The 20,435-nt window shown below is 55.1% G+C and carries 18 protein-coding genes; 16 read left to right on the top strand and 2 right to left on the bottom strand.

The window, feature by feature from the left end; all coding sequences use genetic code 11:
- Positions 1-44 precede the first annotated feature (44 nt).
- Positions 45-986 (bottom strand): pca operon transcription factor PcaQ, encoded by a 942-nt coding sequence (gene pcaQ, locus ACR0DS_RS17715; RefSeq protein WP_480560448.1) that lies wholly within the window; start codon positions 984-986, stop codon positions 45-47.
- A 97-nt stretch (positions 987-1,083) separates the two neighbouring features.
- Between pcaQ and pobA the strand changes: the two genes are divergently transcribed.
- From pobA to ACR0DS_RS17680, 7 genes are all read left to right on the top strand, one after another.
- A complete protein-coding gene (gene pobA, locus ACR0DS_RS17710; protein WP_480547488.1) occupies positions 1,084-2,253 on the top strand; it encodes a 4-hydroxybenzoate 3-monooxygenase in 1,170 nt (389 codons plus the stop codon).
- On the top strand, positions 2,253-3,041 hold the full coding sequence (gene pcaD, locus ACR0DS_RS17705; RefSeq protein ID WP_480560450.1) for a 3-oxoadipate enol-lactonase: 789 nt from the start codon (positions 2,253-2,255) through the stop codon (positions 3,039-3,041). Before pobA ends, pcaD begins: the two co-directional genes overlap by 1 nt.
- Positions 3,034-3,426, top strand: a complete 393-nt coding sequence (gene pcaC / locus ACR0DS_RS17700; RefSeq protein WP_480560452.1) for a 4-carboxymuconolactone decarboxylase — start codon at positions 3,034-3,036, stop codon at positions 3,424-3,426. The genes pcaD and pcaC overlap by 8 nt, the downstream gene beginning before the upstream one ends.
- Positions 3,427-3,463: 37 nt before the next feature.
- A complete protein-coding gene (gene pcaH, locus ACR0DS_RS17695) occupies positions 3,464-4,192 on the top strand; it encodes a protocatechuate 3,4-dioxygenase subunit beta (protein WP_480560454.1) in 729 nt (242 codons plus the stop codon).
- A 2-nt stretch (positions 4,193-4,194) separates the two neighbouring features.
- Positions 4,195-4,812, top strand: coding sequence for a protocatechuate 3,4-dioxygenase subunit alpha (gene pcaG / locus ACR0DS_RS17690; protein WP_480560456.1), 618 nt, complete (start codon positions 4,195-4,197; stop codon positions 4,810-4,812).
- Positions 4,813-4,860: 48 nt separating this feature from the next.
- Positions 4,861-5,682 (top strand): 3-oxoadipate:acetyl-CoA acetyltransferase, encoded by an 822-nt coding sequence (locus ACR0DS_RS17685; protein WP_480560458.1) that lies wholly within the window; start codon positions 4,861-4,863, stop codon positions 5,680-5,682.
- Positions 5,683-5,748: 66 nt separating this feature from the next.
- A complete protein-coding gene (locus tag ACR0DS_RS17680; RefSeq protein WP_480560460.1) occupies positions 5,749-6,810 on the top strand; it encodes a 3-carboxy-cis,cis-muconate cycloisomerase in 1,062 nt (353 codons plus the stop codon).
- Positions 6,811-7,263: 453 nt separating this feature from the next.
- Here ACR0DS_RS17680 and ACR0DS_RS17675 read toward each other — a convergent pair whose 3' ends face one another.
- On the bottom strand, positions 7,264-8,046 hold the full coding sequence (locus ACR0DS_RS17675; protein ID WP_480560462.1) for a DeoR/GlpR family DNA-binding transcription regulator: 783 nt from the start codon (positions 8,044-8,046) through the stop codon (positions 7,264-7,266).
- Between the two features lie 146 nt (positions 8,047-8,192).
- On the opposite strand from ACR0DS_RS17675, the gene ACR0DS_RS17670 reads away from it, so the two are divergent.
- The 9 genes from ACR0DS_RS17670 to ACR0DS_RS17630 all read left to right on the top strand — a co-directional run bounded on the left by ACR0DS_RS17670 (position 8,193) and on the right by ACR0DS_RS17630 (position 20,318).
- Complete coding sequence (locus ACR0DS_RS17670) at positions 8,193-10,616, top strand: GcvT family protein (protein WP_480560464.1); 2,424 nt, start codon at positions 8,193-8,195, stop codon at positions 10,614-10,616.
- Between the two features lie 15 nt (positions 10,617-10,631).
- Positions 10,632-11,564, top strand: coding sequence for a phosphotransferase (locus tag ACR0DS_RS17665; protein ID WP_480488789.1), 933 nt, complete (start codon positions 10,632-10,634; stop codon positions 11,562-11,564).
- A gap of 724 nt (positions 11,565-12,288) precedes the next feature.
- Complete coding sequence (locus ACR0DS_RS17660; RefSeq protein WP_480477671.1) at positions 12,289-12,858, top strand: helix-turn-helix domain-containing protein; 570 nt, start codon at positions 12,289-12,291, stop codon at positions 12,856-12,858.
- A 221-nt stretch (positions 12,859-13,079) separates the two neighbouring features.
- On the top strand, positions 13,080-14,666 hold the full coding sequence (locus ACR0DS_RS17655; protein WP_480560466.1) for an ABC transporter substrate-binding protein: 1,587 nt from the start codon (positions 13,080-13,082) through the stop codon (positions 14,664-14,666).
- A gap of 54 nt (positions 14,667-14,720) precedes the next feature.
- Complete coding sequence (locus tag ACR0DS_RS17650) at positions 14,721-15,662, top strand: ABC transporter permease (RefSeq protein WP_480560468.1); 942 nt, start codon at positions 14,721-14,723, stop codon at positions 15,660-15,662.
- 125 nt (positions 15,663-15,787) lie between these two features.
- On the top strand, positions 15,788-16,525 hold the full coding sequence (locus ACR0DS_RS17645) for an ABC transporter permease (protein WP_480529146.1): 738 nt from the start codon (positions 15,788-15,790) through the stop codon (positions 16,523-16,525).
- A 10-nt stretch (positions 16,526-16,535) separates the two neighbouring features.
- The gene (locus ACR0DS_RS17640; RefSeq protein ID WP_480484619.1) at positions 16,536-17,531 is read left to right on the top strand and encodes an ABC transporter ATP-binding protein; all 996 of its coding nucleotides are present in this window, start codon (positions 16,536-16,538) and stop codon (positions 17,529-17,531) included.
- Positions 17,528-18,529 (top strand): ABC transporter ATP-binding protein, encoded by a 1,002-nt coding sequence (locus ACR0DS_RS17635; protein WP_480484618.1) that lies wholly within the window; start codon positions 17,528-17,530, stop codon positions 18,527-18,529. The genes ACR0DS_RS17640 and ACR0DS_RS17635 overlap by 4 nt, the downstream gene beginning before the upstream one ends.
- A complete protein-coding gene (locus ACR0DS_RS17630) occupies positions 18,519-20,318 on the top strand; it encodes an aminopeptidase P family protein (RefSeq protein ID WP_480484617.1) in 1,800 nt (599 codons plus the stop codon). Before ACR0DS_RS17635 ends, ACR0DS_RS17630 begins: the two co-directional genes overlap by 11 nt.
- Positions 20,319-20,435: the final 117 nt, after the last annotated feature.

Below are 20,435 nucleotides of genomic sequence, written 5' to 3'. Positions count from 1 at the left end.
CTTGTGCTCCTGTCCTCGCGCCACCCCGGCAGAATGGACCAGCCTTAGTTATCAGAGGTCGCACCATCAGGCGACAAGCCCAACCTTGCAATTGCATTGTCCACAGCCAACCCGAAAACCTGCGCCTGAGGTGACAGGACCTGGTCTGGCCGACGCATCAGCCCAACGGGTCCGCGCGTTATCGACGTATCAAACGGCAACGCCACAAGGTGGCCATCGCTGGTTTCATTGGCAACCACCCCCGCCGAGATGATCCAGATCGCGTCGGTCTGCCGGGTATACACTCGCCCGAAAGCACCCGAGACAGTTTCCAGACGATCTTCGATTTCACCAATCCCATGCGCGATCATGAGGCGATCCACCAAGGGCCGAATTGCCGATCCTTCAGGCGGATAAAGCACTTGCCACTCGGTAATCCGCCTGAGATCGGGGGCTTTCAGCAGCGGGTGATCCGCGCGCACGACAAAGACGACCTTCTCCTCGTAAAGCTGGGTAAAGGAAATGCCCTGCATAGTTTCAGTGCGACCCAAACGCCCGATAACAAGCTCCAGGTCGCCCAGACGAAGACGCTCCATCAAATGGCCATGTGGGCCGTCGAAAACGCTCAGTCGGGCATTGCCCGCAAGTTCGGAAAACTCGGCGGCAACGGCTGGCATCAAACGGGCCGCAACCGAAGGCAGCACCCCGACCCGAAGGCTGGCCCTGCCCCGCGCCTCGATCTGTTCCACACCAGAAAAACCTTGCTGCAAAGCGGCCAGCGACATTTCGGCGAAATGCAGAAACACTTCACCCTGCCGCGTCAGAGAAACACCGGACCGGTTACGGGACAACAGCACAGTGCCCAGAATATCCTCAAGCTCCTTAAGTGTCTTGGATATCGCCGGTTGCGTGAGAAACAGCTTCTCTGCCGCAACTTTCAGGCTTTTCTCGCGACATATCTCAATAAAACATTGAATATGCCTAACTTTGATGCGGCGATCTATCATTACTTTCCAATTCCGGCAACTAAGTCCAAGCAGAACTCATTTTACATATCGAGATATGGCGTTCAATTATTAGATACGCGAAATCAGGAGAGCCAACATGCGCGTTCAGGTCGCGATCATCGGCGGTGGACCCTCAGGTCTTTTGCTCAGCCAGTTGTTGCACCGCAAGGGCATAGACACCATCGTATTAGAGCGCAAAACCAGGGAATATGTTCTGGGCCGCATTCGCGCTGGTATTCTGGAAACCGGTTTTGTGGAACTGATGCGCGAAGCCGGTGTGGCAGAGCGGATGGACAAGGAATGCTTTGTCCATGACGGCACAGTGATCTCGTATGGCGATATCGAATTCGGCATCAACTTTAAAAAGCTGACAGGCAGTCATGTGGTTGTTTACGGACAAACTGAAGTAACCCGTGACCTGTATGATGCGCGCGAGGCAATGGGCGGTAAGATCGTTTTCAACGCCGATGATGTTCAGATTCACGGGGCTGACAGCGATGCACCCTATGTGACGTATCAAGCGGATGGGACCGGACACCGGATTGATTGCGATTTTGTCGCCGGTTGCGACGGATTTCATGGGGTGTCGCGTCAAACCATCCCGCTGACCGTGCGCCGGGAATATGAAAAGGTCTATCCGTTTGGCTGGCTGGGCGTTTTGTCCGAAACACCCCCGGTCCATAACGAACTGATATATGCCGGATCGGAACGCGGTTTTGCGCTTTGTTCCATGCGCAATGAGAACCTCAGCCGATACTACATTCAATGCTCGCTGTCTGACAGTGCCGATGACTGGACTGATCAAGCCTTCTGGCAGGAGCTGAAACGCAGGATCCCCGCGCAATATGCTGAGACACTGATTACCGGGCCATCGGTCGAAAAATCAATTGCGGCGCTGCGGTCTTTCGTGACCGAACCAATGCGCTGGGGCCGTTTGTTCCTGTGTGGGGATGCCGCGCATATCGTGCCCCCCACAGGGGCCAAGGGGCTTAACACGGCGGCAAGCGACATCCACTATCTGCACAACGCACTGCTGCAATTCTATGAAGACCGCGACAGCGAAGGCATCGACCGCTATTCCGAAAAAGCGCTGGCCCGGATCTGGAAGGCCGAGCGGTTCAGCTGGTCCACGACCAATCTGTTGCACCGTTTTCCGGAACAGAACGGCTTTGACCTGAAAATGCAGAAGGCTGACATTGATTTCCTGTGCGAAAACAAAGAGGCCCAATCGGTGTTTGCACAAAACTACGTCGGGCTGCCCTACTGATGCAGATTGCGGCGCTGGATAACATTCACCTGCATTGGCGTGAGGATGGCGATCCAGATGGCACGCCTGTGGTGTTTGCCAACTCGCTGGGAACTGACCTGCGCCTTTGGGACAAGGTTTTGCCGTTGCTGCCCAAGGGGCTGCGCCTGATCCGGTTCGATCTGCGTGGTCACGGCCTGTCGGAATGCCCTCAGGCGCTTTACAGCATGGCTGGGCTGGCGGATGACGCCGAGGCTTTGCTTGACCATATCGGGGTTCGCGACACGGTGTTTGTCGGCCTGTCTATTGGCGGCATGATCGGTCAGGCGCTGGCTTCGCGCAGACCGGACCAGATCCGCGCCCTTGTTCTGTCTAACACCGCCACGAAAATGGGGACGGCGCAGATGTGGCGTGACCGGATGGGCGCGATCCGGTCATCCGGCATCGAGCCTGTCGCAGACGCAATTCTGGACCGTTGGTTTGCGGCGGGTTTCAGGGCAACCGATAACGTGCTGCTTTGGCGCAACATGCTGGTACGTACCCCTGTTTCTGGGTACCTGGGATGCTGCAACGCGATTGCAGATGCGGATCTTGAACCCATGACCCGGGTGCTGCGATTGCCGGTTCTGGCCATTGCCGGATCAGATGACCGCGCCTGCCCGTCCGAACTGGTCCGGCAGACCTGTGCTATGATCCCGGGTGCGCGCTATGCCGAAATACCCAACACCGGGCACCTGCCATGTGTGGAAGCCCCCGCTACCTATGCTGAACACTTGTCCGCCTTCCTGATGGAGAACCGCAATGAGTGACAAATACGAGTCCGGTATGCGAGTGCGGCGCAGAATTCTGGGCGATGCCCATGTGGATCGCGCCGAAGACGCCAAGTCTGATTTGGACGGTCCATTTCAGACGCTTATCACCGAAGGCGCGTGGGGCACCGTCTGGGCCTCGGACGGGATCAGCGACCGTGAGAGATCCATGCTGACGCTGGCTTTGCTGGCTGCGTTGGGCAATTTCGAAGAAATCCCGATGCACATCCGCGCCACAGCCCGTACCGGCGCCAGCAAGCAGGATGTACTTGAAGCGTTTCAGCACGTCGCAATTTACGCGGGCGTGCCACGCGCCAATCAGGCCCTCAAACTGGCAAAACAGACCTATGATGAAATGGAACAGGACTTAATGGGAAACGCGTAGGAACCCCAGTCAGACAAAAAGGAAGTGTGATCCGACAATGTTGAAACAAGGTGAATTCTACCAGCGTGACCGCGAGTGGCACCCACCTGCGCTGACACCCGACTACAAGACCAGCGTGACCCGTTCACCGCAATATTCACTGATCTCGCTGCAAAATTCGATCAGTGAGGTCACCGGCCCGGTTTTTGGCCACAACGATGTTGACCCTCTGGATAACGACCTGATCTCGAACTATGCGCAACCCGGCGAAAGCCCGATTGGCGAGCGCATCATTCTGCACGGCAGGGTGCTGGATGAAAACGGACGTCCGGTGCCAAACACGCTGGTGGAAATCTGGCAGGCGAATGCGGGTGGGCGCTATCGACACAAGAAAGATACCTATCTGGCACCGATCGATCCCAATTTCGGTGGTTGCGGCCGCACCCTGACAGATGAAAACGGTTATTATTTCTTCCGCACCGTGAAACCCGGTGCCTACCCCTGGCGCAATTGGGTGAACAGCTGGCGTCCCGCCCATATCCACATGTCGATATTCGGAACAGGTTTTGCACAGCGCCTGATCACACAATGCTATTTCGAAGGTGACCCGTTGATCGACAGGTGCCCGATCGTGAAAACTATTCCTGATGCCGATGCGATCAGCCGCCTGATTTCGCGGCTCGATATGAATTCAACGATCCCTCTGGATACCATCGCCTATAAATTTGACGTGGTCTTGCGCGGTCGGCGCTCGACCCTGTTTGAAAACCGTCTGGAGGGGAACTGAAGATGCAACAGCTGAATTATCTGAAGGAAACCCCCTCGCAAACAGCCGGGCCTTACGTCCATATCGGTCTGGCGCCCGGGGCTGCCGGATTTGAAATCTACAGGCAGGAATTGGGCTGGGACATAGCCGGACCAAATGCCGAGGGTGAGCGTATCAGGGTCGAAGGACTGGTCGTGGACGGGGCAGGATCTCCCATCAAGGATGTTCTGCTTGAGGCTTGGCAAGCAAATGCCAAGGGCGTCTATGCCCATCCTGAGGGCGGCGGCGATGTCGAAGACGGCTTTCGCGGCTGGGGACGCGTCATCACCAACTTTGAAACCGGCGAATGGGCGTTCGACACAGTCAAACCCGGTCCGACACCGGGACGAAACGTGGGCCAGCAGGCCCCTCATATCAACCTTTGGATTGTTGCCCGGGGCATCAATGTCGGCCTGAATACGCGTATCTATTTCGAGGACGAGGAAGAGGCCAATAGCAAGGACCCGGTCCTTAATCTCATCGAATGGGAACGCCGCCGCGCAACGCTGCTGGCCAAACGCACCAATCGGGACGGTCAAGTTGTCTATCGCTTCGATATCGAGATACAAGGCGAAGATGAGACCGTCTTTTTTGATATCTGATTACTTGGTGCTGCCTTGCCAAGGCGGCACTTAATTCAGGAAGTCACCATGACCAAACCCTGCATCATTTGCGTGGCCATCGCTGGTTCCCTGCCCACCAAAAAGAACAACCCCGCGGTGCCGATCTCGGTTGCGGAACAGGTCGAAAGCACGCAAGAGGCGTTCGAGGCCGGGGCCAGCATTGTCCACGCCCATGTTCGCAACGATGATCAGACACCCAGCAGCGACCCCGAGAAATTCGCCCTCCTCAAAGAGGGTTTGCAAAAACACTGCCCCGGAATGATTATCCAGTTCTCTACCGGTGGGCGGTCAGGCGCCGGTCAGGCAAGGGGCGGAATGCTGCCCCTGTCACCTGACATGGCTTCGCTGTCTGTTGGGTCGAACAACTTTCCCACCCGGGTTTATGAAAATCCACCCGACCTGGTGGACTGGCTATCAGCCGAGATGCAAAAATACAAAGTTACACCCGAGATCGAGGCGTTTGACCTGTCCCACATCCTGCAAGCGATCAGATTGCACAAGGAAGGCAAGCTGTATGGCAAGCTGTATGTTCAATTTGTCATGGGTGTCAAAAACGCGATGCCGGTCGACAGGGCCGTGTTCGACTTCTACGTAAAATCCATGCAGGATCGCGCACCGGATGCCGAATGGTGTGCCGCCGGGATCGGTCCAAACCAGATTGTGGTAAATGAATGGGCCATTGCTGCGGGCGGACACACGCGGACAGGTTTGGAAGACAATGTCCGGCTGGATCGGAATACACTAGCGCCTTCGAACGCTGCGCTGGTCAATCGCGTGACCGAGCTATGCGCAAAGCACGAACGTCCGGTCGCCACCTGGCAACAGGCCCGCGAGATTTTGGCTCTTTGAGCGCAGGGAGGAATGATGCCATGACGATTGATATCCGCTCGCTTCATTTCAAAGGCCACACATAAGATGGAACAGCTTTCCACTCATCCCTGGCTCAGCGGGCTGTTTGAGGACCCACAGACCTCAGAGTTGCTGGGTGCAGAGGCTCAGCTGAGACACATGCTGGCCGTCGAGGCCGCATATTCAGAGGCTTTGGCGGCGGTCGGCACCGTACCACCAGAGGTGGCGGAAACCGCGGCAAAACTTATCCGACAACACCGTCCCGACATGCAGGCGCTGCGCGACGGGACGGCATTGGATGGCGTGGTGGTGCCCGCGCTGGTGCGGTCGCTCAAAGCGGCATTGCCTGATCATTGCCACGTGGCGCTGCATAAGGGGATGACGTCGCAGGATGTTGTCGACACCGCTCTGGTCATGTCAATCAAGGACATTCTGGAGGTGTTTTCGGCCCGCCTTTCAAACCTGATAGATGCGCTTGTGGCGCTGGAACAGGCATATGGCGAATGCGTGATGATGGGGCGAACCCGAATGCAGGCGGCATTGCAGATTACAGTTGCCACGCGCCTACAAAACTGGCGGTTGCCCTTGGCCGATCACCAGAAACGCCTGACCGAATTGCAGCCCAAATTGCTTGTGCTGCAACTTGGCGGCGCCGTTGGCGACCGCGTTGGGATGCTCGGATCCGGACAGACAATCGCAGATCATATGGCCGACAGGCTTGGCCTGGCCAGCTGCGATGCAAACTGGCATACCCGCCGAGACAATCTTGCAGAATTTGCCTCATGGCTTTCATTGATAACCGGATCGCTGGGGAAGATTGGTCAGGACGTGTCGCTCATGGCCCAGCAAGGGGTGGACGAGGTTTCGCTGACAGGTGGCGGCGGATCATCGGCGATGCCTCACAAGTGCAACCCGGTCCGCGCGGAACTGCTGGTCGCACTTGCTCGTTTCAACGCAACCCAACTGTCGGGCATGCATCAGGCGCTGGTGCACGAGCAGGAACGTTCCGGCGTTGCCTGGACGCTGGAATGGATGATCCTGCCCCAGATGATCCTGGCAACGGGGCAGGCCCTGATCAGCTGTGGTACGTTAATGCATCAGATCGAACGGATAGGCATGGTTGAGTGACTGCACTGGCCTCTGAGCCCGACGTTATTCAGGCGCGACACTGACTTGGCGTCGCAGGTTCTGTCACTTGTTTCCCATCGTGTTTCCTCCGTTTTCCCAATCACAACGACGGGCCACTTCAGTAGCGAAGGATCAGTGACGGTGCGGGCAACCTATAGTCATCGAAGAAACGAGAACAGGCAGCGTGCCTGATCAAGGTGATGGCCGAGGATCGCCCTGACGATCTGTCGCTGGCCTATTTCACAGCCAAGGAAGTCAGCCTACGCTGGACGGAACATATCGGAATTTCGTTGACGCGGATATCAGGACAGTTGCCATTTTGGAGTGCCGGAGTATGTCAGATGTCGCCGACAATATTGATGCGGCCCACGCGTTATACAAGCGACGCAATCCCGTCACTCCACACAGCTTTTTGGTAAACAATAGGAAAAAACGTCCGTTCCCAAAGGCCAATCACTCATCAAAAGCTTGAAACTGATCTGCGGCGATTACTGTCTTTGCCCGACCTATGACGCCTTCAAATTTTGGCGCAGGCTTCCGCTCGGTTATCAGGAAGTCACTCGCCGAAAGAGCCGGAAGACGCAAGGCCGGTTTGGGTTCGGATGCCTGGAACTTGGTCGAGTCCACTGCCATGAAACATCGTTCGCTGATCGCCTTCATTGCGACCGCAATATCGACTTCGCATTGTTCGAACACCAAAAAACCCTGTTTCGGATGCACACGTGACGCCGACAGGATTGAGTACTCCACCGACATATTTGCAATAACGTCAAAGGCCGCGCGGTCGAACGCTGCCCCGTCATGATTTCGAAGCTGTGTGCCCGCCATAAAGACCCTGTTGCCGTTCCCCATGGCCAAAGTTGTTGCGATGAACGCTGAATTCGTCACCACGGTAAGATCTCTGCGCGCCTTGAGGGCTTGGGCCACAAAACCCGACGTAGATCCCGTATCGATAGCAATGGACGCGTTATCTGGCACAAGGTTCAATATTGACTTAGCAATGGCGACTTTCGCTGCGCGGTTGGTTGTCATACGCGCGATGAATGGGGGATCCAGAACCTTTTGGGTGCTGATCAACGCGCCGTGAACCTTGTCGATTTGCCCCGCATCCACCAACGGCTTTACAATTCGACGGATTGTCTGATCGGAAACGTTAAGCCTCTGCGCCAGGTCCATGACCGAGATTCGGCCATGCATGTTAACCGCGTTCAGGATGTCCTTTTCGTATTTTGACATTCAGTCACTCGGATGTTGGACTTTAACAGGATAAATTGTAGTTACCCCCTTAAATCAACAGATTTCAACACTCTTGTTTATTTTTTGTTGATTTATATTGGCCGATACGGTGATCTGGCACCCAATTTGTCGACAGGGGCGAGGCCATGACAACCCATTCTGCAAAACACCTTATTATTGGCGGCGGCATCATCGGATGCTCAATCGCTTATCATCTGGCCCAGGCAGGTGAGACGGATGTCGTCCTTCTGGAAAAGGCATCTCTGACAGAGGGGGCAACATGGCATGCCGCCGGGCTGGTTGGGCAATTGCGATCTTCCCGCAATACAACCCGGATGCTGAAACGTTCGGTCGCGCTCTATGACCGGCTGGCCGACGAGACCGGTATGGAATTCGACTGGAAGAAAGTCGGCAGCTTGCGGCTGGCGGCAACCAACGAACGGTTGCTGGAGGCAAAACGCTTGGCGACGATGGCACGCAGTTTTGACCTGGAGATGGAAATCATCTCACCCGCCGAAGCGAAGGCCCTGTTTCCCTATATCGATGCCGACGGGTTAGAGGGGGCCGCCTATATTCCGTCGGACGGCCACGTTGACCCCGCTGGCCTGTGTCTGGCGATTGCAGCCGGTGCGCGTAACCACGGCGCACAGATCAGGCAGGGGGTGAAGGTTGAGGATTTCGAAATCCGCAATGGTCGCATAACCAAAGTGATGACAACCAACGGCGACTATGAGGCGGAAACCGTTGTGCTGGCCTCGGGCATGTGGAGCCGTGAACTGGCGGCAAAACTGGGCGTCGTGGTGCCAGCCTGCGCTGTCGAGCACCAATATGTCGTAACAGAACCGTTGCCAGAGCCGGAATTGGTCAAGGGCCTGCCCACACTGCGCGACCCCGAGCGTCTGGTCTATTACAAGCCCGATGCTGGCGGGCGTCTGGTCATCGGAGGTTACGAAGACGACACATTGCCATTTGGAGAACGGGGTATTCCCGGAGAGTTTGTGCGCCAGTTGCTGCCTGACAATCTTGACCGTTTCGCGCCGCTGGCTGAACTTGCCGGTGTCGTCACCCCTGTCGTGAACCAGGTCGGAATCCGGCAAATCATCAATGGACCGATCCCCTATTCCGCCGATGGTGATTTTGTCATGGGCTGGGCCCCTGAGATCAAGAACCTGATGCTTTCGACCGGGTTCCTCTACGGCATTGCGGCTGGCGGGGGCGCGGGGGAAATGATCGCCGAATGGATTCTGAACGGGCGCCCAAGCCTGGATCTTTGGCCATTGGACGTGCGGCGGTTCAGCCCACATCATGCGACCAAGGCCTTTATGTATCCCCGAGCCGTCGAACATTATGCACATCACTACAAAATGCGCTATCCGGGCCAGGAGGCCGAGACCGCACGTAATTTGCGCTTGTCTCCACTATATAACCGATTGAATGAACACGGGGCGGTTTATGGATCGAAGAACGGGTGGGAACGGCCTTTGTGGTTTGCCCCAGCTGGGGTCGCCCCAGTGGATCAGCTCGATTTCCTCAATCCCGGTTGGCATGTCTTCGCAGCCGAAGAACACCGCGCTGCCCGCGAAAGTGTCGTTCTGATCGACCAGTCGAGCTTTTCCAAGTTCGAGCTGATCGGCTCTGGCGCGTTGGGTGTGTTGCAACACCTGGCGGTCTCAAACATGGACAAGCCGGATGGCAGCGTAATCTATACCCAACTTTGTAACGACAAAGGCGGCGTCGAGGCGGATGTCACCATCACCCGCCTGGGGCGCGACCATTTCTATATCGTGACCGGCGCTGGATTCGGGGTTCACGATTCCGACTGGATCCGACGTCATCTGCCGGAAGACGGATCAGCACATTTAATCGAGGTTACCTCTTCCCGCGCGGTGATCAACATGTGCGGGCCAAAAGCGCGCGACGTCCTGCAGACGGTAACCGAAGAGGATATCTCAAACGCTGCGTTTCCCTTTGCAACAGCGCGCGACATTACAGTCGGAGCAGCAAGAGTGCGTGCAGTGCGCATAGGCTATACCGGCGAGTTGGGCTGGGAACTGCACATCCCAACCGAATTTGCACTTCATGTCTATGATCAGCTTTGGAAGGCCGGGCACGCCCATGGCATCCGCGATATCGGCTACCGGGCCATTGACTCGCTGCGCCTGGAAAAGGGGTATCTTTACTGGAGCACCGACATCACCCCGGACTATACACCTGTAGAAGCGGGCCTGGGCTCTCGCGTCCACCTGAAATCGAAGGAAAGTTTCCTAGGGCGCGATGTGCTGGAGGACCAGAAATCCAATGGCACGGCACAGATACTCTGTACCTTCGTGACCGAAGAAAAACTGCCGATGACCGGGGGAGAAACCATCCTGCACAATGGCGTAACCGTTTCGCGCGCCAGCAGCGGTGGTTATGGGTACCACGTCGGGAAAACGATCATCTACGGCTATCTTCCGGTGGCGATGACGGACCAGACGGAATTCGAACTCGAACTGTTCGGTGACCGCAAACAAATCTGCCGGGTGGACGGGCCTCTGTTCGACCCGGCCAATGAACGGCTAAAAGCCTGAGGGGGAGGGCAGAAAATGACTGACGGAAACACTGACCGTGTCCTGAGTGAACTTCGCAACCTGAAAGGCTTTGAGGACACCTCAGCACAAAACAGCGAAATCAAGCGGCTGGGTGGGTTGACCAACCTGGTCTACAGAGTGGAAACCTGCGGACACACCATGATCGTTCGCATCCCCGGAGACGGAACCGCGGATTATATCGATCGTGGCGTTGAGATTCACAATGCCAGGGTCGCAGCCGAAGCTGGTATCGGTCCCGCTGTGCTTTGGGCGGATGCAGATACCGGTGTGATGATCAGTGACTGCATTGACGATATCGTCACCATGACACCCGAGCTTTTCGCAACGCGCACCGGAGCGGCTGCGCGTGCCGGCCATGCCCTGCGGCAACTACACGAGTCACCCCGCCCTTTCGAGTTCCGGTTCGAACTCTTTTCGATGATCGATGAATATCTGAAAGTCCTGGCAACAAAGGATATTTCCCTGCCCGAAGGCTATACTGAAATCGTCGCCGAAGCGGCGCCGATCAAACAGCTGCTGCAAGACAAGCCGGGCGCGCTGGTTCCCAGCCATTGCGATCCGCTTTGCGAGAACTTTCTCGACAACGGTGACCGTATGTGGATCGTGGATTTCGAATATTCCGGGATGAATGATGCTCTTTGGGACCTCGGCGATTTATCAGTCGAAGCCGGGCTGACCGAGAAGCAGGAAATCGAGATGCTGACGTCCTATTTTGGCGCGGCACCAACAGCGGCTCAATTCGGGCGAATGGTGATCTACAAGGCGATGTGCGATCTTCTGTGGACACTCTGGGGCTTGATCCAACATGCCGATGATAACCCGGCCGAAGATTTCTGGGCCTATGCTACGGGTCGCTTCGACAGGTGCAAGGCACTGATGTTCAATCCTGCTTTCGCAGCCCATGTTCAGGCAGTTGCGAACGAATAGTGCAGATGGATAAGTTGCAATCTCTTGATGAATGACTGGCATGTGGAAATGAAAAATGGTTCGGACAAATGGGATTCGAACTGGTTTCACGGTAGGCTCTTTGAGGGGCCGCAACGTCCCCAAAACGGCGGTTAAAATGCTGTGCTGTTCTACCTGAGGCACAGTTTCCTGTCGTGATCGAACAGATATCATAGCTGAATGCGGTCCGAGAGTTGATCTGGCGACCTCAACACACGGGTTGCGATTATTCACCGTTGGTCTTCGCACGGGGCACATTTGAAGGAACGCTAAGTGCAGAATTCCTGGCGCTTGGGCGAAACGTATGTCAACACAACAGGTACTCGGGCGTTTCTACGCCCATTCTTGAATGAAGGCGTCAAAATCACTGATTTCCTTCTGTGCGCGCGGTGAAGTAAGTCGACTGCAACAAGGTCCCCTGTCAGATCTGAGTCTGTCATAGCGGCGGGCTGATTTGGCTAGGTTCCTCACACGTGTTCGCCAAGACAACGCCTCTCATTCAGAAACTTGTAGCGACACGAAGGACCGAACCAAATTTGCTTTTCAGGGTCAAAAACGCTTTTAGTAGAAACTTAGCCAATGATAACCGTACCGGTTATGAAGTTCGCCTAGGTAAGCGAATCGCTGTCCCCTTCGGACACTGGTACAGGATTTGCTGAAACAAGGCCTTTGAGAGCTGTCGAGCTCTACCACTAGAGAAGAAATGATGGATCAGAAAAATCACCCGTCTCAACTGGGGAAAGCAATTCGACGCCGCCGGAAAGCGCTTGGCAAAACACTTGTCGAAGTTGCGGATGAAGCTGATTTGACGACAGGGTTCATATCGCAGGTTGAACGCGGCATCAGCGCCCCGTCCCTGTCTTCGCTTATGGCAATTGCTGCATCTTTGAAGACCAGCATTGAACAGCTAGTCAGCGTTCCCGAGGAGTACACCGAATACGTTCGCAAAGATCGACGTCAAACCTATGCTTTGGGAGTCAACGGGCGGTTCTATGAAAAGTTGGGTCCGGGGTTTTCGGGCGCGCTTTTGTATCCTTGTATTGTTCATCGCCCTGCGGGTCACATGTCCGAGAAAATGTGTCACGAAGGCGAGACCTTTTGTTATCTGATTTCGGGTCAGTTGGAATATCATCTGGGTGACGAAGTCCACATCATGTCGAGCGGTGACACGATACATCACGACGCGTCCAAGCCGCATTATTCGATCGTTCTAGGAGATACCGAAGCGGTTGAATTGTGGGTGGATACGACGCCGATCAAAAATACGTCCAAGTAATCGCACCGGCTGAACAGCTCACCGAAAGTTCTCCGAATTCTATCGCGGGGCCGCACTTGAAAGTGCTGCCCCGAACGTTGTGGCGCGCCCTGAAATTCTCAATCAATGCTCCTGTGAGCGCAATACACAATTTACACATTACTAAAAAAAGTTTTAGCAGCAATGAAATTAATGTATAACACCTTCACGCGATGGAGAATCGCTTTGGGAGGAACTCATCAATGAAACGTAATTTGATGGCAGCGACTGCCGTCGTGGCCACTGCAATGGCCCTACCTTTGTTTGCACAAGAGCGTGGTGGCATTCTGAATTTCGCCAGATATGACGGATCAAACCTGATTGACCCTATTTATGCAGATCGAAACCCTGACATCTGGATGGTTGGCAGCCTTTTCGACACGCTTTTGCGCCCCAGTGAAGATGGGAACTCTGTCATCCCAGGACTGGCCGAAGAATACAGTATCTCCGACGATGGACAGTCTGTATCGCTTACCTTGCGCAGCGGCGTCTCGTTTTCGGATGGAACACCTTTGACCGGAGAAGACGTTGTCTTTTCGCTGGATCGCGCCCGCAATCCCGATCTGAGCCCATGGGCTGGGCTTCTCGGATCCATCGACAGTGTAAGCGCGGAAGGAAACGTCATCTCGATCAGCCTGAAAGCGGCTGACCCGACAATCCTCTCTATGCTTGCCACTTTCACAACCGGCATTGTCTCCAAAGCCGTCTTTGAGGCGGCCGAAGGTTCAACAGACCAGGAAAAGTCCGCCGCAATCTTTGCAGCCAAAGGCCCCGGTGTCGGGTCCGGCCCCTTCTATCTGTGTGGATTTGAGCAGGGAACTTCCATGGAGTTCTGTGCCAACAAGAATTATTGGCGCAAAGGATCCGACGGCAAAGCGCTGCCCTACCTGGACGGCGTGCATTTCGAGATCATTCCCGATGACGCAACCCGGATTCTGAAGCTTCAGGCCGGTGAGGTGGATGCCGCCGAGTTCATTCCCTTTTCACGTGTGCCGGAGCTTGAAGCTGACCAAGCGATCAACATGAACCTCTATCCGTCCACACGGATCATATATTCGCCGATCAACACGCGTGAAACCCGTGCTGACGGATCGCCTAACCCGTTGTCAGACGCTCGGGTTCGGCAGGCACTCAACTATGCCACCAACAAAGAGGCACTGATCGGGCTTGTGCTGCAAGGCGCCGGCAAGCCAATGACGTCGCCTTTGATGGCGGCGGCGACCCAACTTTCCGCAAATCTTGATCCGTTGTATGCCTACGACCTTGACAAGGCGAAAGCCCTGATCGCCGAGGCCGGCGTAGCGCCAGGAACCGAAATCACCTTTACGACTTTGGCTGGCTCTGCGGATGACAGCACAATATTTGCGGCTCTTCAGCAAATGTGGGCTCCGTTGGGGATAAACCTGTCAGTCGAACAGGTGGATGGACCGACACGTGGCGCCAAGAACCGCTCGGGTGAGTTTGACATCCACACCTATGGCTGGGTGAACGACGTAAACGACCCCAGCCAGGTCGTGGGCTGGTTGGGTCATACACCTACGGCCAATGCGGTCGGTACTGGTTGGGAAAATGCGGAATTTAACGCTCTGTTTGAAGCTTCGGCAACCGAAATCGACGCCGAAAAAAGAGCGGCCCAGTATGCTGAAATGCAGGAAATATATGCAGATGCTGCTCCCTTGCTTTTCATGTATGAGACGCCTTTTGCGGTGGCCGTTTCGACCAGCGTGGACGGTTACGTTCAGACACCACTGGGAAATAACGTCTTCGATCAGGCGACCGTCAGCCGCTGATCGCTTATATGCCGCCGGCAGTACCTGCCGGCGGTTCTTTTGACGGAGGCCTTGATGGCAACCCTTCAATACACGTTCAAACGCTTGCTGTTGATGATCCCGACATTCATCCTCGTGATGATCATTATCTTTGTTCTGGTTCGTCTCTTGCCGGGGGACCCGGCCATCGCCATCGCAGGAGATCGGGCATCGGATGCGGATCTTGATGCTATCCGCGAACGGTTGGGACTGAACGAGCCGCTTTTGGTACAGTTCTGGCTGTTTCTGACAAATACGCTGCAAGGCGATTTGGGCCGGTCAATCCTGATGCGCGCACCGGTAACTGAAGTCATCATCAACCGACTTCCGACCACGGCTTTTCTGACGATCTATGCTGTCCTCATGTCTTTGTTGATTGCAGGACCACTGGCGTTTGTTGCAGCTCTGAACCGCGGACGGTGGCCCGACGCAGTGATCCGCACGGTTTTCCAGGTGGGGTTGTCGATGCCTGTGTTTTACATCGGTCTGATTCTGCTAACCTTTCTTGCCGCACAGCTCAGGTGGTTTCCAGTCGGCGGCTACGGCGACACCTTTGGCGACAGGCTATATCATCTGTTCCTGCCTGCCGTAGCGGTGGCGTTATATACGTCGGCGATCATCATGCGAAATCTGCGTGCTGCAATCATCGAGGTTCTGGATGCTGAATACGTTCAGTTTGCCCGAGCCAAGGGTTTGCCTGACAGGCTGATTTTGGGACGCCATGTGCTGCGTAACGCGCTGATTTCGACCGTTACACTTTTGGGTCTGTCCATCGGCAACCTCATGAGCGGAACACTGGTTACCGAAACAGTTTTTGCCGTGCCTGGTGTCGGACGCTTGATGCTTGAGGCGATTTTCGCGCGCGACTACCCGCTTATCCAGGGATTGACGTTGACCTTTGCCGTTCTGGTCTCGGTCGTATTCCTGCTTACGGACCTGTTTCAAAGCTCGTTGGACCCGAGGATGCGATTGACATGACCAACACTGCCACTTCTCCTGTTGGGGCGGGTGAGCCGCCAAGGACGCGCATGCCAGCGGCGCTACGAAAACCGGGTTTCATAATAGGCCTTTGCATCATTGGAATGTCGACTTTGCTTGCGATCATGCCAAATGCTTTCGCCCCCTATGATCCCAATTTCATTGATTATAACGCGGTTCGCCAGCCACCAAGCTGGGCCCATCCCTTCGGCACCGACCTGCTGGGGCGCGACAGTCTGAGCCGCGTTATTTCAGCCTATTCGGTAAACATGCAGATGGCTGTCCTTGCCACAGTCTTTGCCCTGATCATTGGCGTCGTGATTGGCGCGCTTGTCGGCTACTACCGCGGAATTGCCGATATGATCTTCGGGCGTGTTGTAGACGCGATCATCACGTTCCCATTTCTGGTTCTTGTTATCGCGGTCGTCGCCGTGCTTGGGCCGGGTTTGGTCAATATGTACATTGCGATAACGGTTGTTGGTTGGGTCTACTATGCCCGGTTAATGCGGGCCGAGGTCATCGCGCAGATGGGAAACGACTATGCTGCTGCTGGCATCGTCATGGGATACTCTGACAGGCGCATTATCTTTCGCCACCTTCTGCCGAACGCGATCACGCCGGTTATCGTTTACTGGATGACGGACATGGCACTGGCAATTCTGCTGGGTTCGTCGCTGGGTTATCTGGGTCTTGGCGCACAGCCACCGCAGGCGGAATGGGGTGTCCTGATCGCGGAAGGACGCAATTTTATCACAACGGCCTGGTGGTTGAGCCTGATGCCCGGCATCGCGATCGTTATCACAGGTCTTGGATTTTCCCTTGTTGGCGATGGGTTAGCAGACCTGCTCAGGCCACGTGGGTAAGGAGTTGACAATGACAGGCAATCAGCAACCTATCCTCGAAGTCAAAAACCTGAGTACAACCTTCTGGAAGGAAGGGACCCCTCTGCCAGCTGTGCGAGACGTAAGTTTTTCCGTTCGACGTGGCGAAGTGCTGGGATTGGTCGGTGAAAGCGGTTCTGGCAAGAGTGTCACTTTGCGTTCGGTTCTGGGACTGTCGCGGCGCTATGGTGAAGTCACAGGAGTCGTGAATTGGCAGGGGCAAAACCTTGTTTCGCTTTCCGAACGAAAACTGAGGCGCATTCGCGGTGGCGAAATTGCGATGATCTTTCAAGAGCCGATGACATCGCTTAACCCGTTGTTGACGGTTGGCATGCAGCTGACCGAGACGTTGAAAGCGCATACCGACCTCAGTCGCGCAGCGCGCCGTGATCGGGCGGTTGAGATGCTGGATCATGTAGGGATTCCATCTGCTGCGTCACGTTTGGACGAATACCCACATCAGTTTTCTGGTGGTATGCGGCAGCGCGTTATGATCGCGATTGCTCTGGCAGCAAATCCGAAACTGTTGCTTGCCGATGAACCAACCACCGCATTGGACGTAACAATTCAGGCACAGATTCTTGATCTGATCCTGTCCTTGGCCGATGAGCTTCAAATGGGCGTGGTTCTTGTCACGCATGATTTAGGTGTGGTCGCTCAGACCTGTGAATCCTTGGCGGTCATGTATGCCGGGCGGGTGGTTGAACAGGGGGCTGTGCGTCAGGTTTTGAATGCACCACGCCACCCTTATACCGTAGGGCTGATGCGGTCTGTCCCTCAGAATGTGCCGCCGCGTACACCACTCTATTCGGTGCCGGGCACGCCTCCGAGTCTTGAGAAGTTGCCGGTCGGATGCGCCTTTGCCCCAAGGTGTCAGAGCACCATCGACGCGTGCCTGAACGCGCGTCCGCCTTTGTCGGCGATATCCGAAGGCCGTCATGTGGCGTGCTTCAATCATGTGCCCGCAGCTCAGGGAGACGTCGCATGACAGATACGGTCATGGAGATAAATGATGTGGGTCTTCAATTTCATTTGTCACGGTCGGTTCTTGACCTGATCAGCCAGCGACCCGGGCGGGTTGTCAACGCGCTGAACGGTGTTAGCCTCGAGCTCAAGCGAGGAGAAACACTGGGAGTTGTCGGTGAGTCCGGCTGCGGTAAGTCCACACTTGCACGTTGCATAGTTAGGCTCCACCAGCCTCAGACCGGCAGTATCCGTTTCACTGGAAAAGATATCTTTGACCCGAAATATCGTAACGAGCGCGATTATAATCGTCGCGTTCAGATGATGTTTCAGGATCCTTATTCGTCCCTGAACCCCCGCATGACGACTGGTCAGATTCTGTCCGAGGCTCTTAGTGTTCACAAGATGCGCCCCGAGAGTGAAATCCCCTCGCGTGTTATGGAACTGTTGGATCTGGTATGCCTGCCACAGGACGCCGCAAACAAATTACCGCACGAGTTTTCGGGGGGCCAGAGGCAACGAATTGCGATCGCTCGCGCACTGGCAGTCGAGCCGGAAGTTTTGATTGCCGACGAACTGGTTTCCGCGCTGGACGTTTCAGTACAGGCACAAGTGGTCAATCTTCTGCTTGAATTGCAGGACAAACTGAACCTCACAATTCTGTTCGTCGCACACGACTTGCGACTTGTACGTCACGTCTCGAACCGGGTGGCTGTGATTTATCTGGGCCGGATTGTGGAGATCGGCGACAGTGAAACCTTGTTCTCCGATCCCTCACATCCTTACTCCCAAGCTCTGCTCAGCGCCGCGCCTTCGCTTGATCCGGATGACAAGGGGAACGTCATTCGACTGGAAGGTGAATTGCCATCACCTATGAACGTACCGCCCGGATGCCCGTTCCACGTGCGCTGCCGCTTTGCCACAAGCCTGTGTCAGCGCGACGTTCCCGCACTCAGACAATTTGGGGGTTTTGGAGAAGTCGCCTGCCACCACGCGGAAGAGATCAAAGCAAATGCTGGATAGGTTTCACTTATGTCCGAGCGAGAGAATTTCGCTGTTCCGTGACCAACTGATTGTGCAGGACCTGGATGCCTTTGTACTACCGCGATTTGATGCTCATCAAGGTGAATACGTCGCACCGCATGACGAACGTCTGGCGTATCTGACCGGGTTCACCGGATCTGCCGGACTTGCTTTTGTAACACCCGAGATCGTCGCTCTTTTTGTCGATGGTCGATACAGCTTGCAGGCTGCGCAAGAGTGCAAAGGCGCGTTGTTCTCTCATCACCACCTTCATGGCGAGACGCCCGAAAAGTGGCTGAGAAAAGAAATGCGTATTGGTTGGCGGCTCGGATTTGACCCGATGCACATACCCCCGTCGTGGTTTGACCGGTTTGACGCAGCTTGCAAGGAAGTAGGCGCAACGATGGTGCCGCAACAAGTCAATCCAGTCGACGCGGTTTGGACAGATCAACCAGCACCACCCTGCGGTCGTGTGACAGTTTTACCGTCGCAAATTGCCGGGAAAAACTGTGCTGAAAAATGCACTAGTCTGGCAAACTATCTGGTTGAGCGACAGGCCGACTTTGTCGTCGAAACACAACCTGACAATATCGCCTGGTTACTGAACATCCGCGGGGCGGATGTTAACTATAATCCGGTAGTTAATTCCTTTCTTCTCGCACATCGCGATGGGGCGCTGGTTTGGTTTGTCGATCCGAAAAAGCTGGATGATTTCGTAGAGGGGGCACTGCCTTCTAATCTTCAGATAGTTCCTCAGGCTGAGTTTTTACCCACGCTCAAGGCCAGCTTTCAGCCAGGTCAGTTTGTTTTGGCTGATCCGGATTTCTCACCTGTCGCGGTAAGGCAAACCATTGAAGAAGCCGGCGCGAAGCTTGGTTCTGAACGCAGTGTGATTACCCTGACTAAGGCATTGAAAAACACGATAGAACTGGAGGGTCTTCGAACCTGCCATTTCATCGACGGAATTGCGTGGGCAGAATTTGGGGCCTGGCTTGCAAACACCGTTCCCGTTCGCGCCGAAAGTAGTGACCCCCTGACCGAGCGTGAAGCAGAGCAAAAACTGAGGGCGCTGCGTTGCGCACAACAAGGTTTCCTTGATGACAGTTTTCACGCGATCTCAGCAGCAGGCGTGAACGCGGCGATGTGCCACTATAGCGCAACCGCGGATCGGAATGATCCTATCCGACCGGATCAAACCTATCTTATGGACAGCGGCGGACAATACGAGACTGGCACAACCGACACCACCCGGTGCTACGCTTTTGGATCACGACCGGAAGGGTATGATGAGGCATACACGGCAGTCTTCAAGGCCTTCTATGCCTTGGCCACCTTACGGTTCCCACCTGGTACCCAAGGACACCATATCGACGGGATCTGTCGTCGCCCGTTGTGGGACCTCGGGCTGGACTATGACCATGGGACCGGTCACGGCATCGGCCATCGACTGTCAGTGCACGAACACCCGCAGAGAATAGGAAAACCCTATAACCCGATTGATCTGGAACCGGGCATGGTCATGTCGATTGAACCGGGGTTTTACAAAGCCGCCAGCTTCGGCATCCGCATAGAAAATGTCTTTGAGGTCGTCACAGAAGACAACGGTTTCCTCGCCTTCCGCAATATGACTTTTGTGCCAATTCAGACTGACATGCTGATTGTTGAAAACCTGACTCAGGCCGAACGGCACTGGTTAAATCAATATCATCGTCAAATCAGACAGATGCTTTCACCGCGATTGAGTGAGCCTGCAAAGGGGTGGCTGACAAAAGTGACGACTGCAATCTGAAACACGAAACGAACTATTGGCCGGGCTGTATACTGCTGTGCGGCGAAACGAATGGCAACGTTTCCAACTGTCAGAATACCAAACCAATGACGGTTCGCGTGTGGCGTAAGAATAATA

It is taken from the genome of Ruegeria sp. AF5, assembly GCF_056541905.1.
Note: the sequence above shows the minus strand (reverse complement) of the source record. Positions and strands in the feature narration are given on the sequence as shown.

What these genes read in the sequence shown, in the direction of transcription:
- pcaQ (WP_480560448.1), bottom strand. Translation starts at nt 986, where the DNA reads ATGATAGATCGCCGCATCAAAGTTAGGCATATTCAATGTTTTATTGAG.
- pobA (WP_480547488.1), top strand. Translation starts at nt 1,084, where the DNA reads ATGCGCGTTCAGGTCGCGATCATCGGCGGTGGACCCTCAGGTCTTTTG.
- pcaD (WP_480560450.1), top strand. Translation starts at nt 2,253, where the DNA reads ATGCAGATTGCGGCGCTGGATAACATTCACCTGCATTGGCGTGAGGAT.
- pcaC (WP_480560452.1), top strand. Translation starts at nt 3,034, where the DNA reads ATGAGTGACAAATACGAGTCCGGTATGCGAGTGCGGCGCAGAATTCTG.
- pcaH (WP_480560454.1), top strand. Translation starts at nt 3,464, where the DNA reads ATGTTGAAACAAGGTGAATTCTACCAGCGTGACCGCGAGTGGCACCCA.
- pcaG (WP_480560456.1), top strand. Translation starts at nt 4,195, where the DNA reads ATGCAACAGCTGAATTATCTGAAGGAAACCCCCTCGCAAACAGCCGGG.
- ACR0DS_RS17685 (WP_480560458.1), top strand. Translation starts at nt 4,861, where the DNA reads ATGACCAAACCCTGCATCATTTGCGTGGCCATCGCTGGTTCCCTGCCC.
- ACR0DS_RS17680 (WP_480560460.1), top strand. Translation starts at nt 5,749, where the DNA reads ATGGAACAGCTTTCCACTCATCCCTGGCTCAGCGGGCTGTTTGAGGAC.
- ACR0DS_RS17675 (WP_480560462.1), bottom strand. Translation starts at nt 8,046, where the DNA reads ATGTCAAAATACGAAAAGGACATCCTGAACGCGGTTAACATGCATGGC.
- ACR0DS_RS17670 (WP_480560464.1), top strand. Translation starts at nt 8,193, where the DNA reads ATGACAACCCATTCTGCAAAACACCTTATTATTGGCGGCGGCATCATC.
- ACR0DS_RS17665 (WP_480488789.1), top strand. Translation starts at nt 10,632, where the DNA reads ATGACTGACGGAAACACTGACCGTGTCCTGAGTGAACTTCGCAACCTG.
- ACR0DS_RS17660 (WP_480477671.1), top strand. Translation starts at nt 12,289, where the DNA reads ATGGATCAGAAAAATCACCCGTCTCAACTGGGGAAAGCAATTCGACGC.
- ACR0DS_RS17655 (WP_480560466.1), top strand. Translation starts at nt 13,080, where the DNA reads ATGAAACGTAATTTGATGGCAGCGACTGCCGTCGTGGCCACTGCAATG.
- ACR0DS_RS17650 (WP_480560468.1), top strand. Translation starts at nt 14,721, where the DNA reads ATGGCAACCCTTCAATACACGTTCAAACGCTTGCTGTTGATGATCCCG.
- ACR0DS_RS17645 (WP_480529146.1), top strand. Translation starts at nt 15,788, where the DNA reads ATGCCAAATGCTTTCGCCCCCTATGATCCCAATTTCATTGATTATAAC.
- ACR0DS_RS17640 (WP_480484619.1), top strand. Translation starts at nt 16,536, where the DNA reads ATGACAGGCAATCAGCAACCTATCCTCGAAGTCAAAAACCTGAGTACA.
- ACR0DS_RS17635 (WP_480484618.1), top strand. Translation starts at nt 17,528, where the DNA reads ATGACAGATACGGTCATGGAGATAAATGATGTGGGTCTTCAATTTCAT.
- ACR0DS_RS17630 (WP_480484617.1), top strand. Translation starts at nt 18,519, where the DNA reads ATGCTGGATAGGTTTCACTTATGTCCGAGCGAGAGAATTTCGCTGTTC.